Genomic DNA, 15,752 nt, shown 5'->3' on the forward strand with positions numbered 1-15,752 from the left:
ATGAGGCCCCTATGGCGACACCACAGACTGGGGCGGGCGACCCCGAACGCAGCCTGGAGCTGCTCTGGCGCGAGTTCGAACCGCAGCAGAGCCGCCCCGGGCCGAAGCCGCGGCTCACGGTCGACCGGATCGTGGAGGCCGCCATCGCGGTGGCCGACCGCGAGGGCTCGTGCTTCGGGATGCGCAGCGTCTCGGCCGAACTCGGCGTGGGCGCCATGACGATCTACCGGTACGTCCCGGGCAAGAAGGAGCTCATCGACCTCATGGTCGACCGGATCTCGCGCTTCGAGGGCGACGCCAAGCCGGACCTGACGGGGATGACCTGGCGCGAGCGGCTGGAGCTCCTGGCCGAGGGCACGTGGTCGGCGTACGACGACCACCCGTGGATCCTGGAGATCAACCAGCGGCGGCCGGTGTTCGGGCCGGACTCCATGGCGGGGTACGACTTCGCGCTGTCGGCGTTCGCGGGGCACGACCTGTCGAACCGGGAGATGAACCTCGTCATCACGGCCGTGATGAACCTGGTGACGGGCACGGCGCGGCAGTACCTCATGCGCGACAGCGCCGTGGAGGTCCCCGAGGCGAACGAGCGCGAGTGGTGGGACGTCCAGGCGCCGTACCTGGACCGGGCCATCGAGTCGGGCCGGTTCCCGCACCTCGCGGGGTTCACCGACGAGGAGGCGTGGAACATCACCGCCCACGAGGCGATGCGCTACCTCCTGGAGCGGTTCCTCGACGGCCTGGCCCCGCGCATGGAGGCGTCCCGCAGCCAATAGGCCGGCGGACGGGTCCACCGGCCGTTCCCCACGGGCGCTAGGCCCGTCTGCTGTGCTTCCCGTTCCGACGGGCTACGCCCATCGACTGCACTTCCCGTTCCGAAGGGCTACGCCCATCTGAAGTACCACGCCTTCGACCGGATCATGTGCTCGGCGAGGTCCTCCAGTGTGGGCACGCCGGAGTCGAGGAGGTCGGGGCAGTACGCGTACGCCTCCGAGGCGACGGCGAGCGCCTCCTCGCGGGAGGGCGGGTGCGGGACGTACAGCTCGACGACGTCGTAGGTCATGGCGACCAGTTCGGCCTCGAAGCGGCGGTTCCAGCTGCGCAGGACCGAGGCGTGCTCGGCGCCGTAGAGCTCCCAGTTGGTGGAGCCCTTCCAGGGGAACATGGCCGGGATCTTCCAGCCCGCGTCGGTCTCGACGAGGCCGAGGAGGCCCTCGTGCTGAGGGGTGGCGAAGTCGGAGTCGCCGCGGCGGGGCAGGATCGGGACGCCGCGGGCGGGCTCGCCGGCCTCGGCGCCCTTCTCGTGGAGCAGTTCGGCGGCGTCGATCTCGTCGGCGCGGGCGAGCTCGTCGTCGCCCTCGTGGATGATCGCCTCGCCGTTGTCGCGCCACTCCTCGGGCGGGCCGAGGAGGACCGGCATCCAGCCGGTCTGGTCGGCGGCCTGGCGGATGTCGAGCCACCAGCGCAGGGCTTCGGAGGCGCGGACGGCGAAGGCCCACATGGCGGTGTCGCCGCGGCGCACGAGCTGGTGCATCTTGGGGACGGCCAGGCCGGCGGCGCGCAGGTCGGCGCGCGGGGACCCGGCGATGTCGAGGTCCTCGGAGTCGATGCGGGGCATCATCTCGTCGCGGCCGGTGCCCGGGCGGGGCGGCTCGGGCTTGTCCAGTGTGAGCAGTTCCCGGCGCGGGCGCTCGGGGACGAAGATCTCGCCTCCCGGCTCGGGCTGCGCGGGGACCGCGGCGGCGGGCGCCGGGTCGGGTCGCTCGGGTGCGAGGTCGGGCACGAGCCGGAGTCCGGTCACGGGCGTTGCGGGAGCGATGCTGTCCTCCTCCAGGGCTACCGGCGAGGGGTCCGGGCCGTTCTCGGGGGCGGCATCGCCGAGAGCCCCTGAGGACGCGCCGGGCTCGGGCGTCTCGGGCTCGTTGGCAGGTTCGGGTTGGGCGGCGGGATCTGGCACTGAATCTGGTGTGTCCCGGCGCCCCAACAGACGCTGGAGGAGTCCCACAATGAACCATGATGCCCTGTCTCCGCCGAAACCGCCACGCCCACCCCCGAACTGGGGCGCACGAATTCACCGGAACGGGCTCGCGTCAGCGCCCGCGGCCCTTCTTGAAGAGGAGGCCGAAGAGGAAGGCGCAGACCAGGATGACGACCAGGATCGCGAGGAGTTTGAACATGATGGCCATGGGGTTCACTTCACCTTGGTGAGTTCGGGGCGCTTGGGGTGGACGGTGTCGCCTGAGGACTTCCCGGTGAGGCGGCGCTTGACCCAGGGGGCGAGGTGCCGGCCGGCCCACTGGACGCCGTTCATGTCGCGGCGGGGGCGCGGGTGGTCGGGGAGCGGGTCGAGCCATGCCGGGTCCGGCTCGACGTCGAGGGCCAGGCACACGTCGTGGGCGACGCGCTTGTGGCCGAGGGTGTTCAGGTGGAGGCGGTCGGCGGACCACAGCCGCGGGTCGTCGAAGGCCCGGTCGCCCCACAGGTCGACCAGGACGGCGCCGTGGCGCTTGGCGACCTTCTTGTACGCGTCGTTGGTGGTGATGAACCGCTTGCGCAGCATGGCCATCCCCGGGATGTGCGGGGTGACGTCAGCGCAGGTGAAGAGGACGACCTCGGCGCCGGACGCCTTGAACAGGCGCACCACCTCGTGGAGGCGGGTGGCGAGCTGGACCGGGTTGAACCCGGGGCGCAGCGCGTCGTTGCCGCCCGCGGCGAAGGACACCAGGTCGGGGCTCTGCTTGATCGCGGGGACCACCTGCTCGTCGACGATGCGGTCGAAGAGGCGGCCCCGGATAGCGAGGTTCGCGTAGGCGAACGCGGGCCACTGCTCGGCGGCGCGCACCGCGAAGAGGTCGGCCCAGCCGCGGTCGCGGTCGCCGTCAGGGTCCGGGTCGCCGACCCCCTCGGTGAAACTGTCGCCGATGGCCACGAAACTCGAGTACTCCGCCGCCACTGCCCCACCTCCATGTTCGCCGGGTCCGCACCCGCGCCGTCGATTCGAGAACTGCGCCTCGTGGGCGCTGACCAGCATGCCTCACCCAGATAACGATCGGATTTCGATCAGGTGGCGAGGTCGGGCACAGCGGTCCATACGTCGCGTGGCGGGTGGCGGACGCTGACGCGGTCCCGTTCGGGCGCTTGGGTTCTCGGCAGGAGGCGTGGCCTGGGCGCGGGGGGCCGGCCAGGCGTGGACGGCGGCGTGTCCGCTATCCGTCAGAGTGGCGGAGGTCTCAGACGTACCAGCCGGCGGCGCCGGGCTCGACCCACCAGGTGCGCTTGCGGCCGAGTTCGCCGGCGAGGCCGTCCTGGATGTAGGTGACCGAGCCGGCGGGGTGGACGGCGACGGCGCGGCCCTTGGCGCGGCGGACCTCGATGCGCAGGCGCTTCCTGAAGCGGCCCACGGTGACCGGGACGGCGACCGCGACGTCGATCTTCCCGTCGGCGGGGTCGGGTTCGGCGAGGACCATGTCGTCGGCGGCCGCGTAGCCGTCGGCGTTGGCGACCACGCACGCGAGGATCTGCTCGCTGCCGTCGGCGAGGACGACGTCGTCGAGGTTGACGACGCCGCGCCAGGGCCGGTCGCCGCCGCCGAGGCGGACGCCGTCGATCGCGACGCCCCCGCCGTCGTGGCGCATGAGGTCGGTGCGGCGGACCGTCCCGCCGGTGACGGCCTCGGCGACCTCGGCGGGCTTCTCGGGCAGGCCGAGGCGGGCCACGATCCCGGGCGTCCCGCCGAGCGGGAGGACCGCGAGCGCGGGGAGGTCGGGGACGGTGCGCCCGTCGGGCAGGCCCTCGGGGCGCTTGCTGGGGGCGGGCATCGCGAGCCGCGTGAGCCGGGCGAGGACGGCGTTGACCTGCTCGTCGGTGTCGGCGGCGAGGACGATCCGCTCCTCGGGGTCGGCGGCGGCGGCGTCGATGTCCTCGGCGGTGCGGGCCTCGACGGTGCGCACGGCCGCGCCGCGCGCCTTCAGCTCGTCGGCCAGGTGCAGCGCCTGGGTGCGCGGCCCGGGGTTCGAGCAGTCGGACTCCACGAGGGTCAAGACGACGACGTTCACCCGCCCGACTCTACGGTGTGACGGGGACCCGCTTCATAGTGCTTGGGCCTGCTGAGACCCCAGATAAACGAATGCAAGTAGGCTTGGCAGGTAATCGGGTGATCAACTTCCCGGGAGGATGGGCACATGCCGGCGATCGCGGTCGTAGGAACGCAGTGGGGCGACGAGGGCAAGGGCAAGGTCACCGACCTGCTCGGCGCCGAGATGGACTTCGTCGTCCGCTACCAGGGCGGCAACAACGCAGGCCACACGGTCGTGACCCCGGACGGCACCAAGTACGCCATCCACCTGGTCCCGGTCGGCATCCTCACGCCCGGGGTGGTCCCGGTGATCGGGAACGGGGTCGTGGTGGACCCGAAGTTCCTCATCTCCGAGCTCGACGAGCTGACCGCCGGCGGGGTCGACGTGTCGAACCTGAAGCTCTCGGCCGACGCGCACCTCATCATGCCGCACCACCGGGCGCTCGACCGCGTGGTCGAGCGGTACCTCGGCGGCGCCCGCATCGGCACCACCGGCCGCGGCATCGGCCCGGCCTACGCCGACAAGGTGGCGCGCCAGGGCATCCGCGTGCAGGACCTCCTGGACCCGAAGATCCTCTCCATCAAACTGGAGCAGATCCTCCGCGAGAAGAACCAGATCCTCGTGAAGGTGTACAACCGCAAGGCGATCGACCCGCAGGCCGTGGTCGAGGAGTACCTGGGGTACGCCGAGCGCCTGAAGCCGTACATCGCCGACACACGGCTGCTGCTCAACCTGGCCCTGGAGGAGGGCAAGAACGTCCTCCTCGAAGGCGCCCAGGCGACGATGCTCGACGTGGACCACGGCACCTACCCGTTCGTGACGTCCTCGAACCCGACGACGGGCGGCGCCTGCGTGGGCACCGGTATCGCGCCGAACAAGATCACGACCTCGATCGGCATCATCAAGGCGTACACGACCCGCGTGGGCTCGGGCCCGTTCCCGACGGAGCTGTTCGACGAGTTCGGGGAGTTCCTGCTCAAGAAGGGCGGGGAGTACGGGGTGACCACGGGGCGGCGGCGCCGCTGCGGCTGGTTCGACGCCGTCCTGGGCCGGTACGCGGTGCGCGTCAACGGCATCACCGACCTGTTCGTGACCAAGCTCGACGTGCTCTCGGAGCTGGAGCGGGTCCCGATCTGCGTCGGCTACGAGGTCGACGGCGAGCGCGTCGACGAGATGCCGATGACCCAGACCGACGTGCACCACGCGAAGCCGGTGTACGAGTACCACGACGGCTGGTTCGAGGACATCTCCCACTGCCGCAAGTTCGACGAGCTCCCGGCCGCGGCGCAGTCCTACATCGAGCGACTCGAAGAGCTGTGCGGCGCACGGGTCTCCGTGGTCGGCGTGGGCCCGGGCCGCGAGGAGAACATCATCCGCCACCCGATGCTCTAGCAGACGCTTCCAACCGCAAGGGGGTGCCGTCCGGCGCCCCCTCGCGGCGTCCCCGGGGCGCGACGGGGCGGGGTAACCTGCCCCCATGCCCGAGAGCACCGCCCCGGAACCGGGTTTCACCGTCAACGACCCGCGCGTGCACAACCTGATCCAGGGCCAGCGGATCGAGCTCAACATGCACCAGGCCGCCGAGGCGCGGGTGCACGCGTTCGCGGAGGGGCCGCTGCTGTGCGGCCGCATCCCGGCCGCGGCGCCGGCCCGGATCGAGCGGGAGACGACGGTCGCCCCGGAGGGCCCGACGGTCCTCACCGGGATGGCGGGGGCGGGCAAGACCCAGGCTGCGGCCGCGTTCGCGCGCCGGATCTGGAACGCGGGCGGGCTCGACCTCCTCGTGTGGGCCGACGCGTCGGACCGGGCCGGGATCGCGGCGGCGTTCGCGGGCGCGGGCGCGGCGGTGCGCGGCGACGACCCCGCCGGCACGGAGGCCGCGGCGGCGGCGTTCCTCAACTGGCTCGCCCGCCCGAACGCGCCACGGTGGCTCGTCGTCCTCGACGGCGTGACCGATCCCGACCATCTGGCGGGGCTGTGGCCGCCGGAGACCGCGCGCGGCAGGACGATCCTGACCACGCAGGTCCGCAGCGCCGCCCTCGACGGCCACCGGGTGCGCCTCGGCCCGTTCACGCCCGAGGAGTCCGCGGACTACCTGGAGCGGCGCCTGGGCGCGGGCTCGCGCGCCCTCGACGGCGCGGCCGGACTGGCCGCGGAGGTCGGGCACCTGCCGCAGGCGCTCGCGCTCGCGTGCGCGCACCTCCTCGACCGGCCGGGCACGACCTGCGCCGACTACGCGCGGGGCCTCGACGCCGCCGGGCCGGCCCCGGTCGCGGCGCCGCTCCGCGCGGCGATCGAGCGGGCCGACCTCCGAGAGCCCGCGGGCCTGGCCTCGATCCTGCTCGGCCTCGCATGCCGGCTCGACCCGGCAGGGGTCCCGCTGGCGCTGTTCACCGCCGACCGGGCGCTGCAGACGTACGCGGGCTTCCCGGGCGTGCGCGCCGATCCGCCGCTGACGCGCGGCGAGGCGGAGGAGGCCATCGCGGCCCTGCACCGGTCGTCGCTCATCGACATCGACGGCGATGCGGCCCGCATCCACCCGCTCGTGCAGCGCGCGGCGGGCGAGGCGCTGGGGCCCGAGGGCCGGGACGCGACGCTGAAGGTGGCGGCGGACGTCCTCCAGGACGTCTGGCCCGCGGACGGCGACCCGCGGCTCCCGCGCTTCCACGCGACCGTCGCGCGGATGCTCGACAACACGGCGGGCTCGCTGTTCCAGGCGGGGACGCACACGGTCCTGTCCGCCACCGCCCGCGACCTGTCCGAGTCGGGGCGCATCGCGGCGGCCGTCGCGTTCCAGCGGCGGTTCGCGGACGCGAGCGAGGCGCACCTCGGGCCCGAGCACCCGGACACGCTCGACGTCTTGGAGGACCTGTCGTTCCGGCTGCGGGAGGCGGGCGAGCCGGACGCCGCCGCCGAGGTGGGCGAGCGGGTCCTGGCGGCGCGGCTGCGGGTCCTGGGCCCCGACCACGGGGCGACGCTGCGGGCGCGGACCGTGCTGTCGCGGCTGCGGATCGAGGCGGGCGACACCGGCGGCGCCGTCGCGGAGCTCGAAGCGCTCGTGGCGGACCACCTGCGCCTCGTCGGACCCGACGACATGCACACGTTCACCGCCCGCAACAACCTCGCCGAGGTCCGGGGCATCACCGGCGACCACGCGGCGGCCGTCGCCGGGTACGACGCGCTCCTCGCCGACTGCCTGCGGGTCTTCGGCCCCCGCCACGCCGTGACACTGCGGACCCGGAACAACCGCTCGCGGTGGATCGCCGAGGCCGGTGACGTCGACGGCGCGATCGCGGAGGCCGAGTCGGTGCTGGCCGACCACGACGACGTGCTCGGGCCCGACGACTACCAGATCCTCGTGGCCCGCGCGAACCTCGCGTACTTCCGGGCGATGGACGGGGCCCCGGAGCGGTCGGCGGCCGAGTTCGCGGACCTGCTGGAGGACTTCCTGCGGGTCCTGGGCCCAGAGCACCCGGAGACGGCGAAGGTCCGCGGGCACCTCGAACTGCACCGCGCGGCGGCGGAGGGCTCGGACTGACGGGCGGCTAGAAGGTCCGCTTCCGGCGGGGCGCGGCCGAGCGCGGGGGCTCTTCGCGGATGTGGTCGCGGACGCGGGACATGATGCCGCGCAGGCGGTTCAGGTCCTCGGCGGAGACGGCCTCGTAGAGGAGCCGGCGCGTGACCTGGATGTGGCCGGGCAGGACTCTTCCGACGGTCTCGCGACCCTTGTCGGTGATGGCGACGAGGGTGGCGCGCTCGTCGTCGGGGCTGGGCCCGCGGGTGACGAGGCCGGCCTTCTCCAGGAGCGCGGCCTGGTAGGTGAGGCCGCTGCGGCTGTAGACGACGCCGTCGGCGAGCTGGGTCATGGTGAGCTGCCCGGCGCCGTTCAGGGCCATGAGGAGCTGGAACTGGACGGTGCTGATGCCGCCCTCGGCGCGCAGCTGCTGCTCAACGTGGTGCTGGAGGAGGCTGACGGCCTCGGTGAGCGCGAAGTACGCCTCCAGCTGCTGCGGTTCGGGCAGCTTGAGGTCGCCGAGGTCGAAGTCGTCAGGGCCGGTCACCTCCGAATCCTACCTGCTTCGAATTCAAAGCAATGTGTCGACCATCACTCGCTCCAACTCTTGTGCTTCGAATTCAAAGCACTCTACAGTTGCGACCAGACACTTCGAATTCAAAGCAACCACCTGAAGGAGCACCCCATGAAAGCCGTGCGATTCCACTCCTACGGCGGCAGCGACGTCCTCGCCCTCGAAGACGCCGACCGCCCCACCGCAGGCCCGGGCCAGGTCGTCGTCCAGGTCGCCGGGACCTCGTTCAACTTCCTCGACCTCGCCATCCGCATCGGCCTCATGAAGGCCGCCATGCCCGTCGACTTCCCGCACACCCCGGGCATCGACCTCGCCGGCGTCATCGCCGAGACCGGCGACGGCGTCACCGACTGGAAGCCCGGCGACCCGGTCGTCGCCTTCCTGCCGCCCCCCGCACCCGGCGCGACCGCCGAGTACGTCGCCGTCCCGGCCGACCTCCTCGCCGCCGCACCCGCCACCGTCCCGCTCGCCGACGCCGCCGCGCTCCCCACGGTCGGGCTCACCGCCCGCCAGGCCCTGTTCGACCACCTCGGACTCCGCGCCGGCCAGAGCATCCTCATCAACGGCGCCGGCGGCGCGGTCGGCGGCTACGCCGTCCAGCTCGCCAAGCGGGCGGGCGCGGTCGTCACCGCGACCGCCAGCCCCCGCAGCATCGAACGCGTCAGGGCCGCCGGCCCCGACCGGATCGTCGACCACACCGAGACGCCCGTCACCGAAGCCCTCGAAGGCGAGCAGTTCGACGCGGTCCTCCACCTCGTCCGCAACGGCCCCGAGGAGACCGCCGCCCTCATCGGCCTCGTCGCCGACGGCGGCGCCTTCGCCAGCACCGCCACACCCGGACCGCTCATCCCCGGGCGCGGCATCCGCGTCGACCAGGTCTACGTGCGCAGCGACGCCACCCGGCTCGCCGAACTCGTCGCCCTCGTCGACTCGGGAGAGCTCAAGATCGACGTGACCGAGCGGCTCACGATCGCCGACCTCCCGGCCCTGCACGACCGGGCGTTCGCGGGGGAGGTGAGCGGCAAGGCGATCCTCACGCCCTGATCGCCGAAACCGCTTCCATGCGCTTAGATTGCCGGGTGGCAACAGCAGAGTCGGAGCGGCGCGGCGACCTCGACGCGGCCGCCGCCGTCTTCACGGACGTGCGGCCGCGCCTGTTCGGGATCGCGTACCGGATGCTCGGCAGCGCGGGCGAGGCCGAGGACCTCGTCCAGGAGGTCTGGCTGCGCTGGCAGGCGTACGACCGGGACACGGTGGCCGAACCGGGGGCGTTCCTCGCGACGATCGCGACCCGGCTGTCGATCAACGCACTGAAGTCGGCGCGGGTGCGCCGCGAGACCTACATCGGTCCGTGGCTGCCCGAGCCGGTGGACACGGCGGCCGATCCGTATCTGGGCGCGGAGCGCGGCGAGGCCCTAGAGTACGCGACACTGCTGCTCATGGAGCGGTTGTCGCCGAACGAGCGGGCCGCGTACGTGCTGCGGGAGGCGTTCGACTACGCGTACGACCAGATCGCCGAGATCATCGGCACCAGCACCGCAGCAGTGCGGCAGCTGGTGAGCCGGGCGCGACGGCACATCGCGGACGGCCGCCGCTCCCGCCCCAACCGGGCCGGGCAGCGGGCGCTGCTGGAGGCGTTCATGGCGGCGGCGCGGTCAGGCGACATGGTGCAGCTGGAGCGGCTGCTCGCGGCCGACGTGGTGAACACCTCGGACGGCAACGGCGCGGTCAAGGTGGCCCGCAAGCCCCTCGTCGGGGCCGAGCGGGTGGCGAAGTTCCTCAAGGCGCTCGAATGGCTCTGGGACGACATGGAGGTGGACTGGACCGAACTCGGCGGCCGAACCTGGGCCGTCCTGCGGCAGCACGGCGCCGTCTACGCCGTCATCACCGTGGACGCGACCGACGCGGGCATCGACCAGATCCTGTGGCAGGTCAACCAGGACAAGCTCAGCGCCTTCCGAGACTGAACGACCACCCGAGCCAGCCGAGACCATCGGACACCGGACACCGGACACCGGACACCGGACACCGAGCACCGAGCACCGAGCACCGAGCACCGAGCACCGAGCCTGGACTCGGGCGGCTTCGCCGCCCGAGTCCAGGCTCCCGAGTCCAGGCTCGGAGTCCGATGCGAAGCGCCCGTTCGCGAACCGCTCGCTAGCGGGCGATCCACTCCCGGTAGGTGAGGCTCGACAGGAGCGCGCCGCCCTGGTCGATGAGGGCGTCGCCCTTGACGGCCGCGAACATGCCCGCGGTGGAGTCGACCACCACGTTCCGCTTGTCGCCCTTCGCTTCGAGCGTGATCCGCCCGAGCTCGTCGAGCGTGAACACCTCCGGGCCGGCGACGTCGCGGGTCCCGTTCAGCGGGGCGCCGCCGGCCACGTCGGCCACGGCCCTCGCGATGTCGGCCGACGCGATCGGCTGCACGCGCGTGGCGGGCAGGCGGACCGTCTCCTCGTCGGAAGTCCACGACATGACGGCGGGCATGAACTCGAAGAACTGGGTCGACCGGACGATCGAGTACGGCACCGGCCCGGCCTTGAGGACGTCCTCCTGCAGGACCTTCGCGCGGTAGTAGTCCAGGTCCGGGACCTGCTCGACCCCGACGATCGACAGGATCACCGCGTGCCCCACCCCGGCGTCCGCCGCGGCGGCGAGCAGGTTGTCCATGCTCGTTTGGAACCACGCGATCGACGCCTCGTCGAAGGTCGGCGAGTTCGTCAGGTTGACGACCGCCCCGGCCCCTTCGAGCGCCGCCGCGAGCCCGTCGCCGCTGATGAGGTCGACCCCGGTGGACGGCGAGTGCGGCATCGCCTCGTGCCCGGCCTCGTTCAGGAACGTGACGACCTGCGAACCGATGAGCCCGGTCCCGCCCATGACAGCGATCTTCATTGCAAACCTCCGGTTCCGCGGGGCGGCCGGTGCCGCCCCGTCGCCAGCTGAGACAAGACGCGTCAGGGGTTTGTGACATCCTCCCGCGGACCGGCCCGGAACAACGCCGGTTCCCGCCCGGACCCCGGCTTGATAGCGTTTGCACCATGAGCGAGCCGACCGCCTTCCCGCTGCGCCTGCCCGAGATGCCGCTGCACGATCCGTTCATCGTCGCCGACTCCGGCTCCGGCCTCTACCACCTGTACACCTCGAACCTCGCCTCCAGCGGCGCGCCCGGCGCCGGGACGATGGTCTACCGGTCCCGGGACCTGCGCGAGTGGGCCGAGCCCGTCCCGGTGTTCCTGGTCGACGAGGAGGACGCACCGTGGGCGGTGCACGGCGCCTGGGCGCCCGAGGTCCACCGGTGGAACGACCGCTGGTACCTCTTCACGACCCTGCACGACACCGACGCGCCGCTGCCCGTGCCGCGCCCCGGCGAGTACGGGACGCCGTTCCCGGTCGCGAACTACCGCCGCTCCACGATCGTCGCAGCCGCCGACGCCCTTACCGGCCCGTTCCGGATGCTCAAGCCCGAGGCGCCGATCCTCCCCGCGGACCTCATGACCCTCGACGGGACGCTGTTCGTCGACGAGGACGGCGAGCCGTGGATGGTCTGCGCCAACGAATGGCTCCAGCGCATCGACGGCACCGTCGAGGCGTTCCCCCTCAACCGCGCCCTCGACGGGGTCGACGGCGAGCCGATGGTCCTCTTCAGAGGCTCGGACGCCTCCTGGATCACCCGCGAGCTCCCCGCGGGCGTCCCCCACCAGATCGCCCCCTACGTGACCGACGGCCCCCAGCTCCACCGCTTCGGCGACACTCTCGTCTGCCTCTGGTCCACGTACGAGAAGAACCGCCTCACCGAGGGCGGCATCGACGGCGACTACGTCCAGACCTGGGCCGTCGCCCCCTCCGGCCGCCTCGAAGGCCCCTGGGAGCAGCGCGAACCGCTCGTCCGCGGCGACTCCGGCCACGGCATGCTCTTCACCGCCTTCGACGGCACCCTCATGATGGTCCTCCACCGGCCCTTCACCGGCGCCCGCGGCAAGCTCTACGAGATGACCTGGGACGGAAGCGATCTGAAGGTCCTCCGCCAGCGCACCGACCTCGACGGGGACTGAAGAAACCGAACATCCCTGCGCACGCAGGGGTACCGTTCGACCACCCTCGGCCGCTATAGTGCGGATTGGATGCTGTTCGCGCCGATTCGCCCCTTAGGAGCGGCTATGAGGACGTTGATGACCTGCATGGCGGCCGCGACGCTGGTACTGGCCGCGTCGGCGTGCAGCCCTGAGGAGTCCGAGGAGGGCGACGGTTCGGTCGTCTTCTGGACCCCGTACACGACCCCGGAGCGGATCGCGGCCCAGCAGCCGGTGATCGACGCGTTCACCGAGGCCACCGGCATCGAGGTGGAGATGGTCCCGCTGGAGCCGGACCAGATGGGGCAGACGCTCGTCACCGGCGCGGCCGCGGGCGAGGTGCCCGACGTGATCGCGCACAACCCCTCCAGCACCGCGGCGTGGGCCGCCCAGGGCCTGCTCGACGACGAGGCGCCGCAGGAGGTCGTGGACGCGCTCGGCGCGGACACGTTCTCGCAGGCCGCCCTCGACATGGTCACCGTGGGCGGTTCGCTCCACGCCGTGCCGTCGGACGGGTGGGGCCACATGATCGCCTACCGCACCGACCTGTTCGCCGACGCCGGCCTGGAGCCGCCGGAGTCGGTGGTGGACCTCGCCGACGCCGCCGAGGCGCTGCAGGCGGACGGCTTGGCGGGCATCGCGATCGGGACCACGCCCGGCGACGTGTACACGCAGGAGGGCATCGAGTCGATGCTGCTCCCGTTCGGCTGCGACCTGGCGGAGGACGGCGCGGTCGCGATCGACTCGCCCGAGTGCGTCGAGGGCCTGGAGACCTACCAGCGGCTGGCGGCGGCGGCCGGTCCGGCGCAAGTGGACGTCGAGGCGGCGCGCGCCGCGTACCTGTCGGGGTCGGCGGCGATGGTGCTGTTCTCCTCGCACTTCGTGGACGAGGCGGCCGGGCTCGACGTCGACAACCCGGTGACCTGCGCCGAGTGCGCCGAGAACCCGCGGTTCCTGGCGGAGAACACGGCGTACCTGACCACGTTCACCGGCGACGGGAGCGGGACGCCCGCGGTGTACGGGCAGACCACGAACTACGGCATCCCGGCCGGGGCGAACACGGCGGACGCGAAGGCGTTCGTGGAGTACATGCTCTCGGACGGCTATGTGGAGAACCTCGCGTCGGCGACCGAGGGCCGCATCCCGGTGCGGCCGGGCCCTGAGGCGGGGTCGACCGAGTTCCTGGACGCGTGGGCGGCGCTGCCGTTCGGCAACGACGACGCGCAGGAGGTCTCGATCGGCGAGGTCTACGGGCCGGAGCTGGTCGACCGGATGGCCGCGGGCGCGGAGGGGTTCACGCGCTGGGGCTGGGGCACGGACGACGCCGAGCTCGCCGGGATCGTGTTCTCCCAGACGATCCTCGCCACCGAGGCCGAGTCCCTGTTCGAGGGCGCGGACCCGTCCGAAGTGGCCGCCGCGATGGCGGCGGCGGTCGAGGCGGCGCAGCAGGACCTCGGCTGATGCCTTCGGGCGGGGATTCGAACACCGGCGGCGATCGGCTGTCGGACCCTTCGGGCACCGTTGAGACCGGGGGGCCTTCCCCGACGCCGCGGCGGGCCGTTCGTGTGCCCGGAGACCGGGCGTCTGCATCGGATTCGAACAGCGGGGCCGAGGCGGTGTCGGACCCCTCGGGCATCGTTGAAACCGAGGGCCCAACCCCCGAGGTGCGGCGGGCCGTTCGCGTGCCCGCCGGTCGGTGTCCTCCCGGACCGCCGGGTCCGGGCCGTACAGCGGCGAAGGGGCCGTGGCGCCGGAGGCCGCTCACCATGTCCCGCCGCGAGGACCTGCACGGGCGGCTCCTGGTGGCGCCCACCATGGTCGTGGTGCTCGCGTTCGCGGTGCTGCCGTTCCTCGCGGTGGTCCTGTTCGCGTTCCTCGACGTCCGCCTGGTCGACATCCCCCGCCTCTACCTCGACGAGCTCGTGTTCACCGGCGACAACCTCGCCACCGTGTGGGGCTCGCCCCGGTTCTGGTCCGCCGCGACCACCACGATCACCTACGCGGCGGCGTCCTCCGCCGGGGCCGTCCTCGTCGGACTCGCCGTCGCCCTCGCGCTCCGCCACCCGTTCCGGGGCCGCGGGCTCGTCCGCGCGCTCGTCCTGGTCCCCTACGTGCTCCCCGTCGTGGCCGCGACCACCATCTGGAAGACCCTCCTCAACCCCGGCTACGGCCTCGTCAACGCCGTCGGCACCGAATGGCTCGGCTGGGCCGAGCCGATCGCGTTCCTCACCACCACGAGCCGCGAGGTCGGCCCGTTCACCGTCCCCGTCGCGCTCACCACCGTCATCGCGTTCGAGGTGTGGAAGACGTTCCCCCTCGCGTTCCTGTTCATCACCGCGCGCCTCCAGGTCGTCCCCGGCGACATCGAGGAGGCCGCCCAGATCGACGGCGCCGGCAAGACCCGTACGTTCTGGCACCTCCTCCTCCCGCAGCTCGCCGGGGTCATGGCGCTCCTGGCGGTGCTGCGGTTCCTGTGGTCGTTCCAGAACTTCAACGACATCTACCTGCTCACCGGCGGCGCGGGCGGCACCGAGGTGCTGGCCGTCCGCGTCTACTCCGAACTCGTGGTGCGCGCCAACATCGGCACCGCCAGCGCCACCGGCCTCCTCATGACCGGGATGCTCCTGGCCGTGGTCGCGGTCTACGCCTGGATGATCAAGCGGGAGCAGGCATGAGGAACACCGAGGACCGGGTGCTGGGCGTCCTCCGCTGGGCCGTCATCGCGATCGCCGTGGCCGTCACGGCCGGGCCGCTGCTGTACGGGGTGCTCCTGTCGCTGCGGCCGTTCCAGTCGGTGGTGTCGGAGCCGCTGGACCTGTTCCCTTCGCCCAGTGAGCTGACGTTCGCGTCGTATCCGACCGCGATGGCCGAGTACGGGCTGGGCGGGAACATGTGGAACTCGCTCCAGGTCGCGGTGGCGACGGCGGGGCTCGCGATCGTGCTGAGCGTCCTGGGGGCGTACGCGGCGGTGCGGCTGCGGTTCTTCGGGCGGGACGCGGTGAACGTGGTGTTCCTGGGCGTGTACCTGCTGCCGGGGATCGTGCTCGCGGTGCCGCTGTTCGTGCTGCTGAGCCGGATCGGGTTGACGGGGAGCCTGGCGGGGCTGGTGTTCGTGTACGTGGCGCAGACGGTGCCGGTGGCGCTGTACATGCTCCGCACCTACCTCGTCGCGGTGCCGTCCTCTGTGGAGGAGGCGGCGATGATCGACGGGTGCGGGCGGCTGGCGCTGATCCGCCGGGTGGTGCTGCCGATGGCGCTGCCGGGCGTGGCGGCGACGGCCCTGTACGTGTTCATGATCGCCTGGAACGAGTACCTGTTCGCGCTGCTGTTCCTGGTGGCCGACCGCGACCGGTGGACGGTGTCGCTGGGGATCGCGCAGCTCACCGAGTTCTCGGTGCCGACGACGGTGCTCATGGCGGGGTCGATCGCGATCACCGTCCCGGTGGTGGCGGGGTTCTTCCTGGCGCAGCGGCTCCTGGTGACGGGGCTGACGTCGGGTGCCGAGAAGGGGTGAGGTC

Annotated in this window: 14 protein-coding genes; 9 read left to right on the plus strand and 5 right to left on the minus strand. The window is 72.3% G+C overall.

Annotated features, from left to right (window positions below):
- Positions 1-11 precede the first annotated feature (11 nt).
- On the plus strand, positions 12-776 hold the full coding sequence (locus BLS99_RS12300; protein ID WP_091049448.1) for a TetR/AcrR family transcriptional regulator: 765 nt from the start codon (positions 12-14) through the stop codon (positions 774-776).
- Between the two features lie 107 nt (positions 777-883).
- On the opposite strand, the gene BLS99_RS12305 is transcribed toward BLS99_RS12300, so the two are convergent.
- The 3 genes from BLS99_RS12305 to BLS99_RS12315 all read right to left on the minus strand — a co-directional run bounded on the left by BLS99_RS12305 (position 884) and on the right by BLS99_RS12315 (position 4,055).
- The gene (locus BLS99_RS12305; RefSeq protein ID WP_143034779.1) at positions 884-1,957 is read right to left on the minus strand and encodes a DUF4253 domain-containing protein; all 1,074 of its coding nucleotides are present in this window, start codon (positions 1,955-1,957) and stop codon (positions 884-886) included.
- Positions 1,958-2,191: 234 nt separating this feature from the next.
- A complete protein-coding gene (locus tag BLS99_RS12310; protein WP_218126439.1) occupies positions 2,192-2,953 on the minus strand; it encodes an SGNH/GDSL hydrolase family protein in 762 nt (253 codons plus the stop codon).
- 277 nt (positions 2,954-3,230) lie between these two features.
- Positions 3,231-4,055 carry a diacylglycerol kinase family protein gene (locus BLS99_RS12315; RefSeq protein WP_091049458.1) on the minus strand — a complete coding sequence of 275 codons (825 nt, stop codon included), beginning with the start codon at positions 4,053-4,055 and terminating at the stop codon, positions 3,231-3,233.
- A gap of 126 nt (positions 4,056-4,181) precedes the next feature.
- Here BLS99_RS12315 and BLS99_RS12320 point away from each other — a divergent pair, with 126 nt between their 5' ends.
- Together BLS99_RS12320 and BLS99_RS12325 are read left to right on the plus strand one after the other, a co-directional pair.
- Positions 4,182-5,468 carry an adenylosuccinate synthase gene (locus BLS99_RS12320; RefSeq protein WP_091049461.1) on the plus strand — a complete coding sequence of 429 codons (1,287 nt, stop codon included), beginning with the start codon at positions 4,182-4,184 and terminating at the stop codon, positions 5,466-5,468.
- An 85-nt stretch (positions 5,469-5,553) separates the two neighbouring features.
- Positions 5,554-7,614, plus strand: a complete 2,061-nt coding sequence (locus BLS99_RS12325) for a tetratricopeptide repeat protein (RefSeq protein WP_091049465.1) — start codon at positions 5,554-5,556, stop codon at positions 7,612-7,614.
- A 7-nt stretch (positions 7,615-7,621) separates the two neighbouring features.
- Here BLS99_RS12325 and BLS99_RS12330 read toward each other — a convergent pair whose 3' ends face one another.
- Entirely contained in the window at positions 7,622-8,137 is a 516-nt protein-coding gene (locus tag BLS99_RS12330; protein ID WP_218126440.1) for a MarR family winged helix-turn-helix transcriptional regulator, read from the minus strand.
- A gap of 138 nt (positions 8,138-8,275) precedes the next feature.
- Between BLS99_RS12330 and BLS99_RS12335 the strand changes: the two genes are divergently transcribed.
- The gene (locus tag BLS99_RS12335) at positions 8,276-9,208 is read left to right on the plus strand and encodes an NADP-dependent oxidoreductase (protein WP_091049468.1); all 933 of its coding nucleotides are present in this window, start codon (positions 8,276-8,278) and stop codon (positions 9,206-9,208) included.
- 35 nt (positions 9,209-9,243) lie between these two features.
- Positions 9,244-10,131 (plus strand): RNA polymerase sigma-70 factor, encoded by an 888-nt coding sequence (locus tag BLS99_RS12340; protein ID WP_218126441.1) that lies wholly within the window; start codon positions 9,244-9,246, stop codon positions 10,129-10,131.
- A 190-nt stretch (positions 10,132-10,321) separates the two neighbouring features.
- Here BLS99_RS12340 and BLS99_RS12345 read toward each other — a convergent pair whose 3' ends face one another.
- On the minus strand, positions 10,322-11,056 hold the full coding sequence (locus BLS99_RS12345) for an SDR family oxidoreductase (protein WP_091049476.1): 735 nt from the start codon (positions 11,054-11,056) through the stop codon (positions 10,322-10,324).
- A 146-nt stretch (positions 11,057-11,202) separates the two neighbouring features.
- On the opposite strand from BLS99_RS12345, the gene BLS99_RS12350 reads away from it, so the two are divergent.
- The 4 genes from BLS99_RS12350 (at position 11,203) to BLS99_RS12365 (ending at position 15,748) form a co-directional block, all read left to right on the plus strand.
- Entirely contained in the window at positions 11,203-12,216 is a 1,014-nt protein-coding gene (locus tag BLS99_RS12350) for a family 43 glycosylhydrolase (RefSeq protein ID WP_091049479.1), read from the plus strand.
- A gap of 105 nt (positions 12,217-12,321) precedes the next feature.
- Positions 12,322-13,695, plus strand: a complete 1,374-nt coding sequence (locus BLS99_RS12355) for an ABC transporter substrate-binding protein (RefSeq protein ID WP_176953332.1) — start codon at positions 12,322-12,324, stop codon at positions 13,693-13,695.
- A 305-nt stretch (positions 13,696-14,000) separates the two neighbouring features.
- Positions 14,001-14,909 carry a carbohydrate ABC transporter permease gene (locus tag BLS99_RS12360; protein WP_091049486.1) on the plus strand — a complete coding sequence of 303 codons (909 nt, stop codon included), beginning with the start codon at positions 14,001-14,003 and terminating at the stop codon, positions 14,907-14,909.
- Entirely contained in the window at positions 14,906-15,748 is an 843-nt protein-coding gene (locus BLS99_RS12365) for a carbohydrate ABC transporter permease (protein ID WP_091049490.1), read from the plus strand. The genes BLS99_RS12360 and BLS99_RS12365 overlap by 4 nt, the downstream gene beginning before the upstream one ends.
- Positions 15,749-15,752: the final 4 nt, after the last annotated feature.

This window comes from Glycomyces sambucus (assembly GCF_900102815.1).
Classification (GTDB): domain Bacteria; phylum Actinomycetota; class Actinomycetes; order Mycobacteriales; family Micromonosporaceae; genus Glycomyces; species Glycomyces sambucus.

Coding starts and splice junctions, on each gene's coding strand:
- BLS99_RS12335 (WP_091049468.1), top strand. CDS start 8,276: ATGAAAGCCGTGCGATTCCACTCCTACGGCGGCAGCGACGTCCTCGCC.
- BLS99_RS12345 (WP_091049476.1), bottom strand. CDS start 11,056: ATGAAGATCGCTGTCATGGGCGGGACCGGGCTCATCGGTTCGCAGGTC.
- BLS99_RS12320 (WP_091049461.1), top strand. CDS start 4,182: ATGCCGGCGATCGCGGTCGTAGGAACGCAGTGGGGCGACGAGGGCAAG.
- BLS99_RS12365 (WP_091049490.1), top strand. CDS start 14,906: ATGAGGAACACCGAGGACCGGGTGCTGGGCGTCCTCCGCTGGGCCGTC.
- BLS99_RS12360 (WP_091049486.1), top strand. CDS start 14,001: ATGTCCCGCCGCGAGGACCTGCACGGGCGGCTCCTGGTGGCGCCCACC.
- BLS99_RS12350 (WP_091049479.1), top strand. CDS start 11,203: ATGAGCGAGCCGACCGCCTTCCCGCTGCGCCTGCCCGAGATGCCGCTG.
- BLS99_RS12325 (WP_091049465.1), top strand. CDS start 5,554: ATGCCCGAGAGCACCGCCCCGGAACCGGGTTTCACCGTCAACGACCCG.
- BLS99_RS12300 (WP_091049448.1), top strand. CDS start 12: ATGGCGACACCACAGACTGGGGCGGGCGACCCCGAACGCAGCCTGGAG.
- BLS99_RS12355 (WP_176953332.1), top strand. CDS start 12,322: ATGAGGACGTTGATGACCTGCATGGCGGCCGCGACGCTGGTACTGGCC.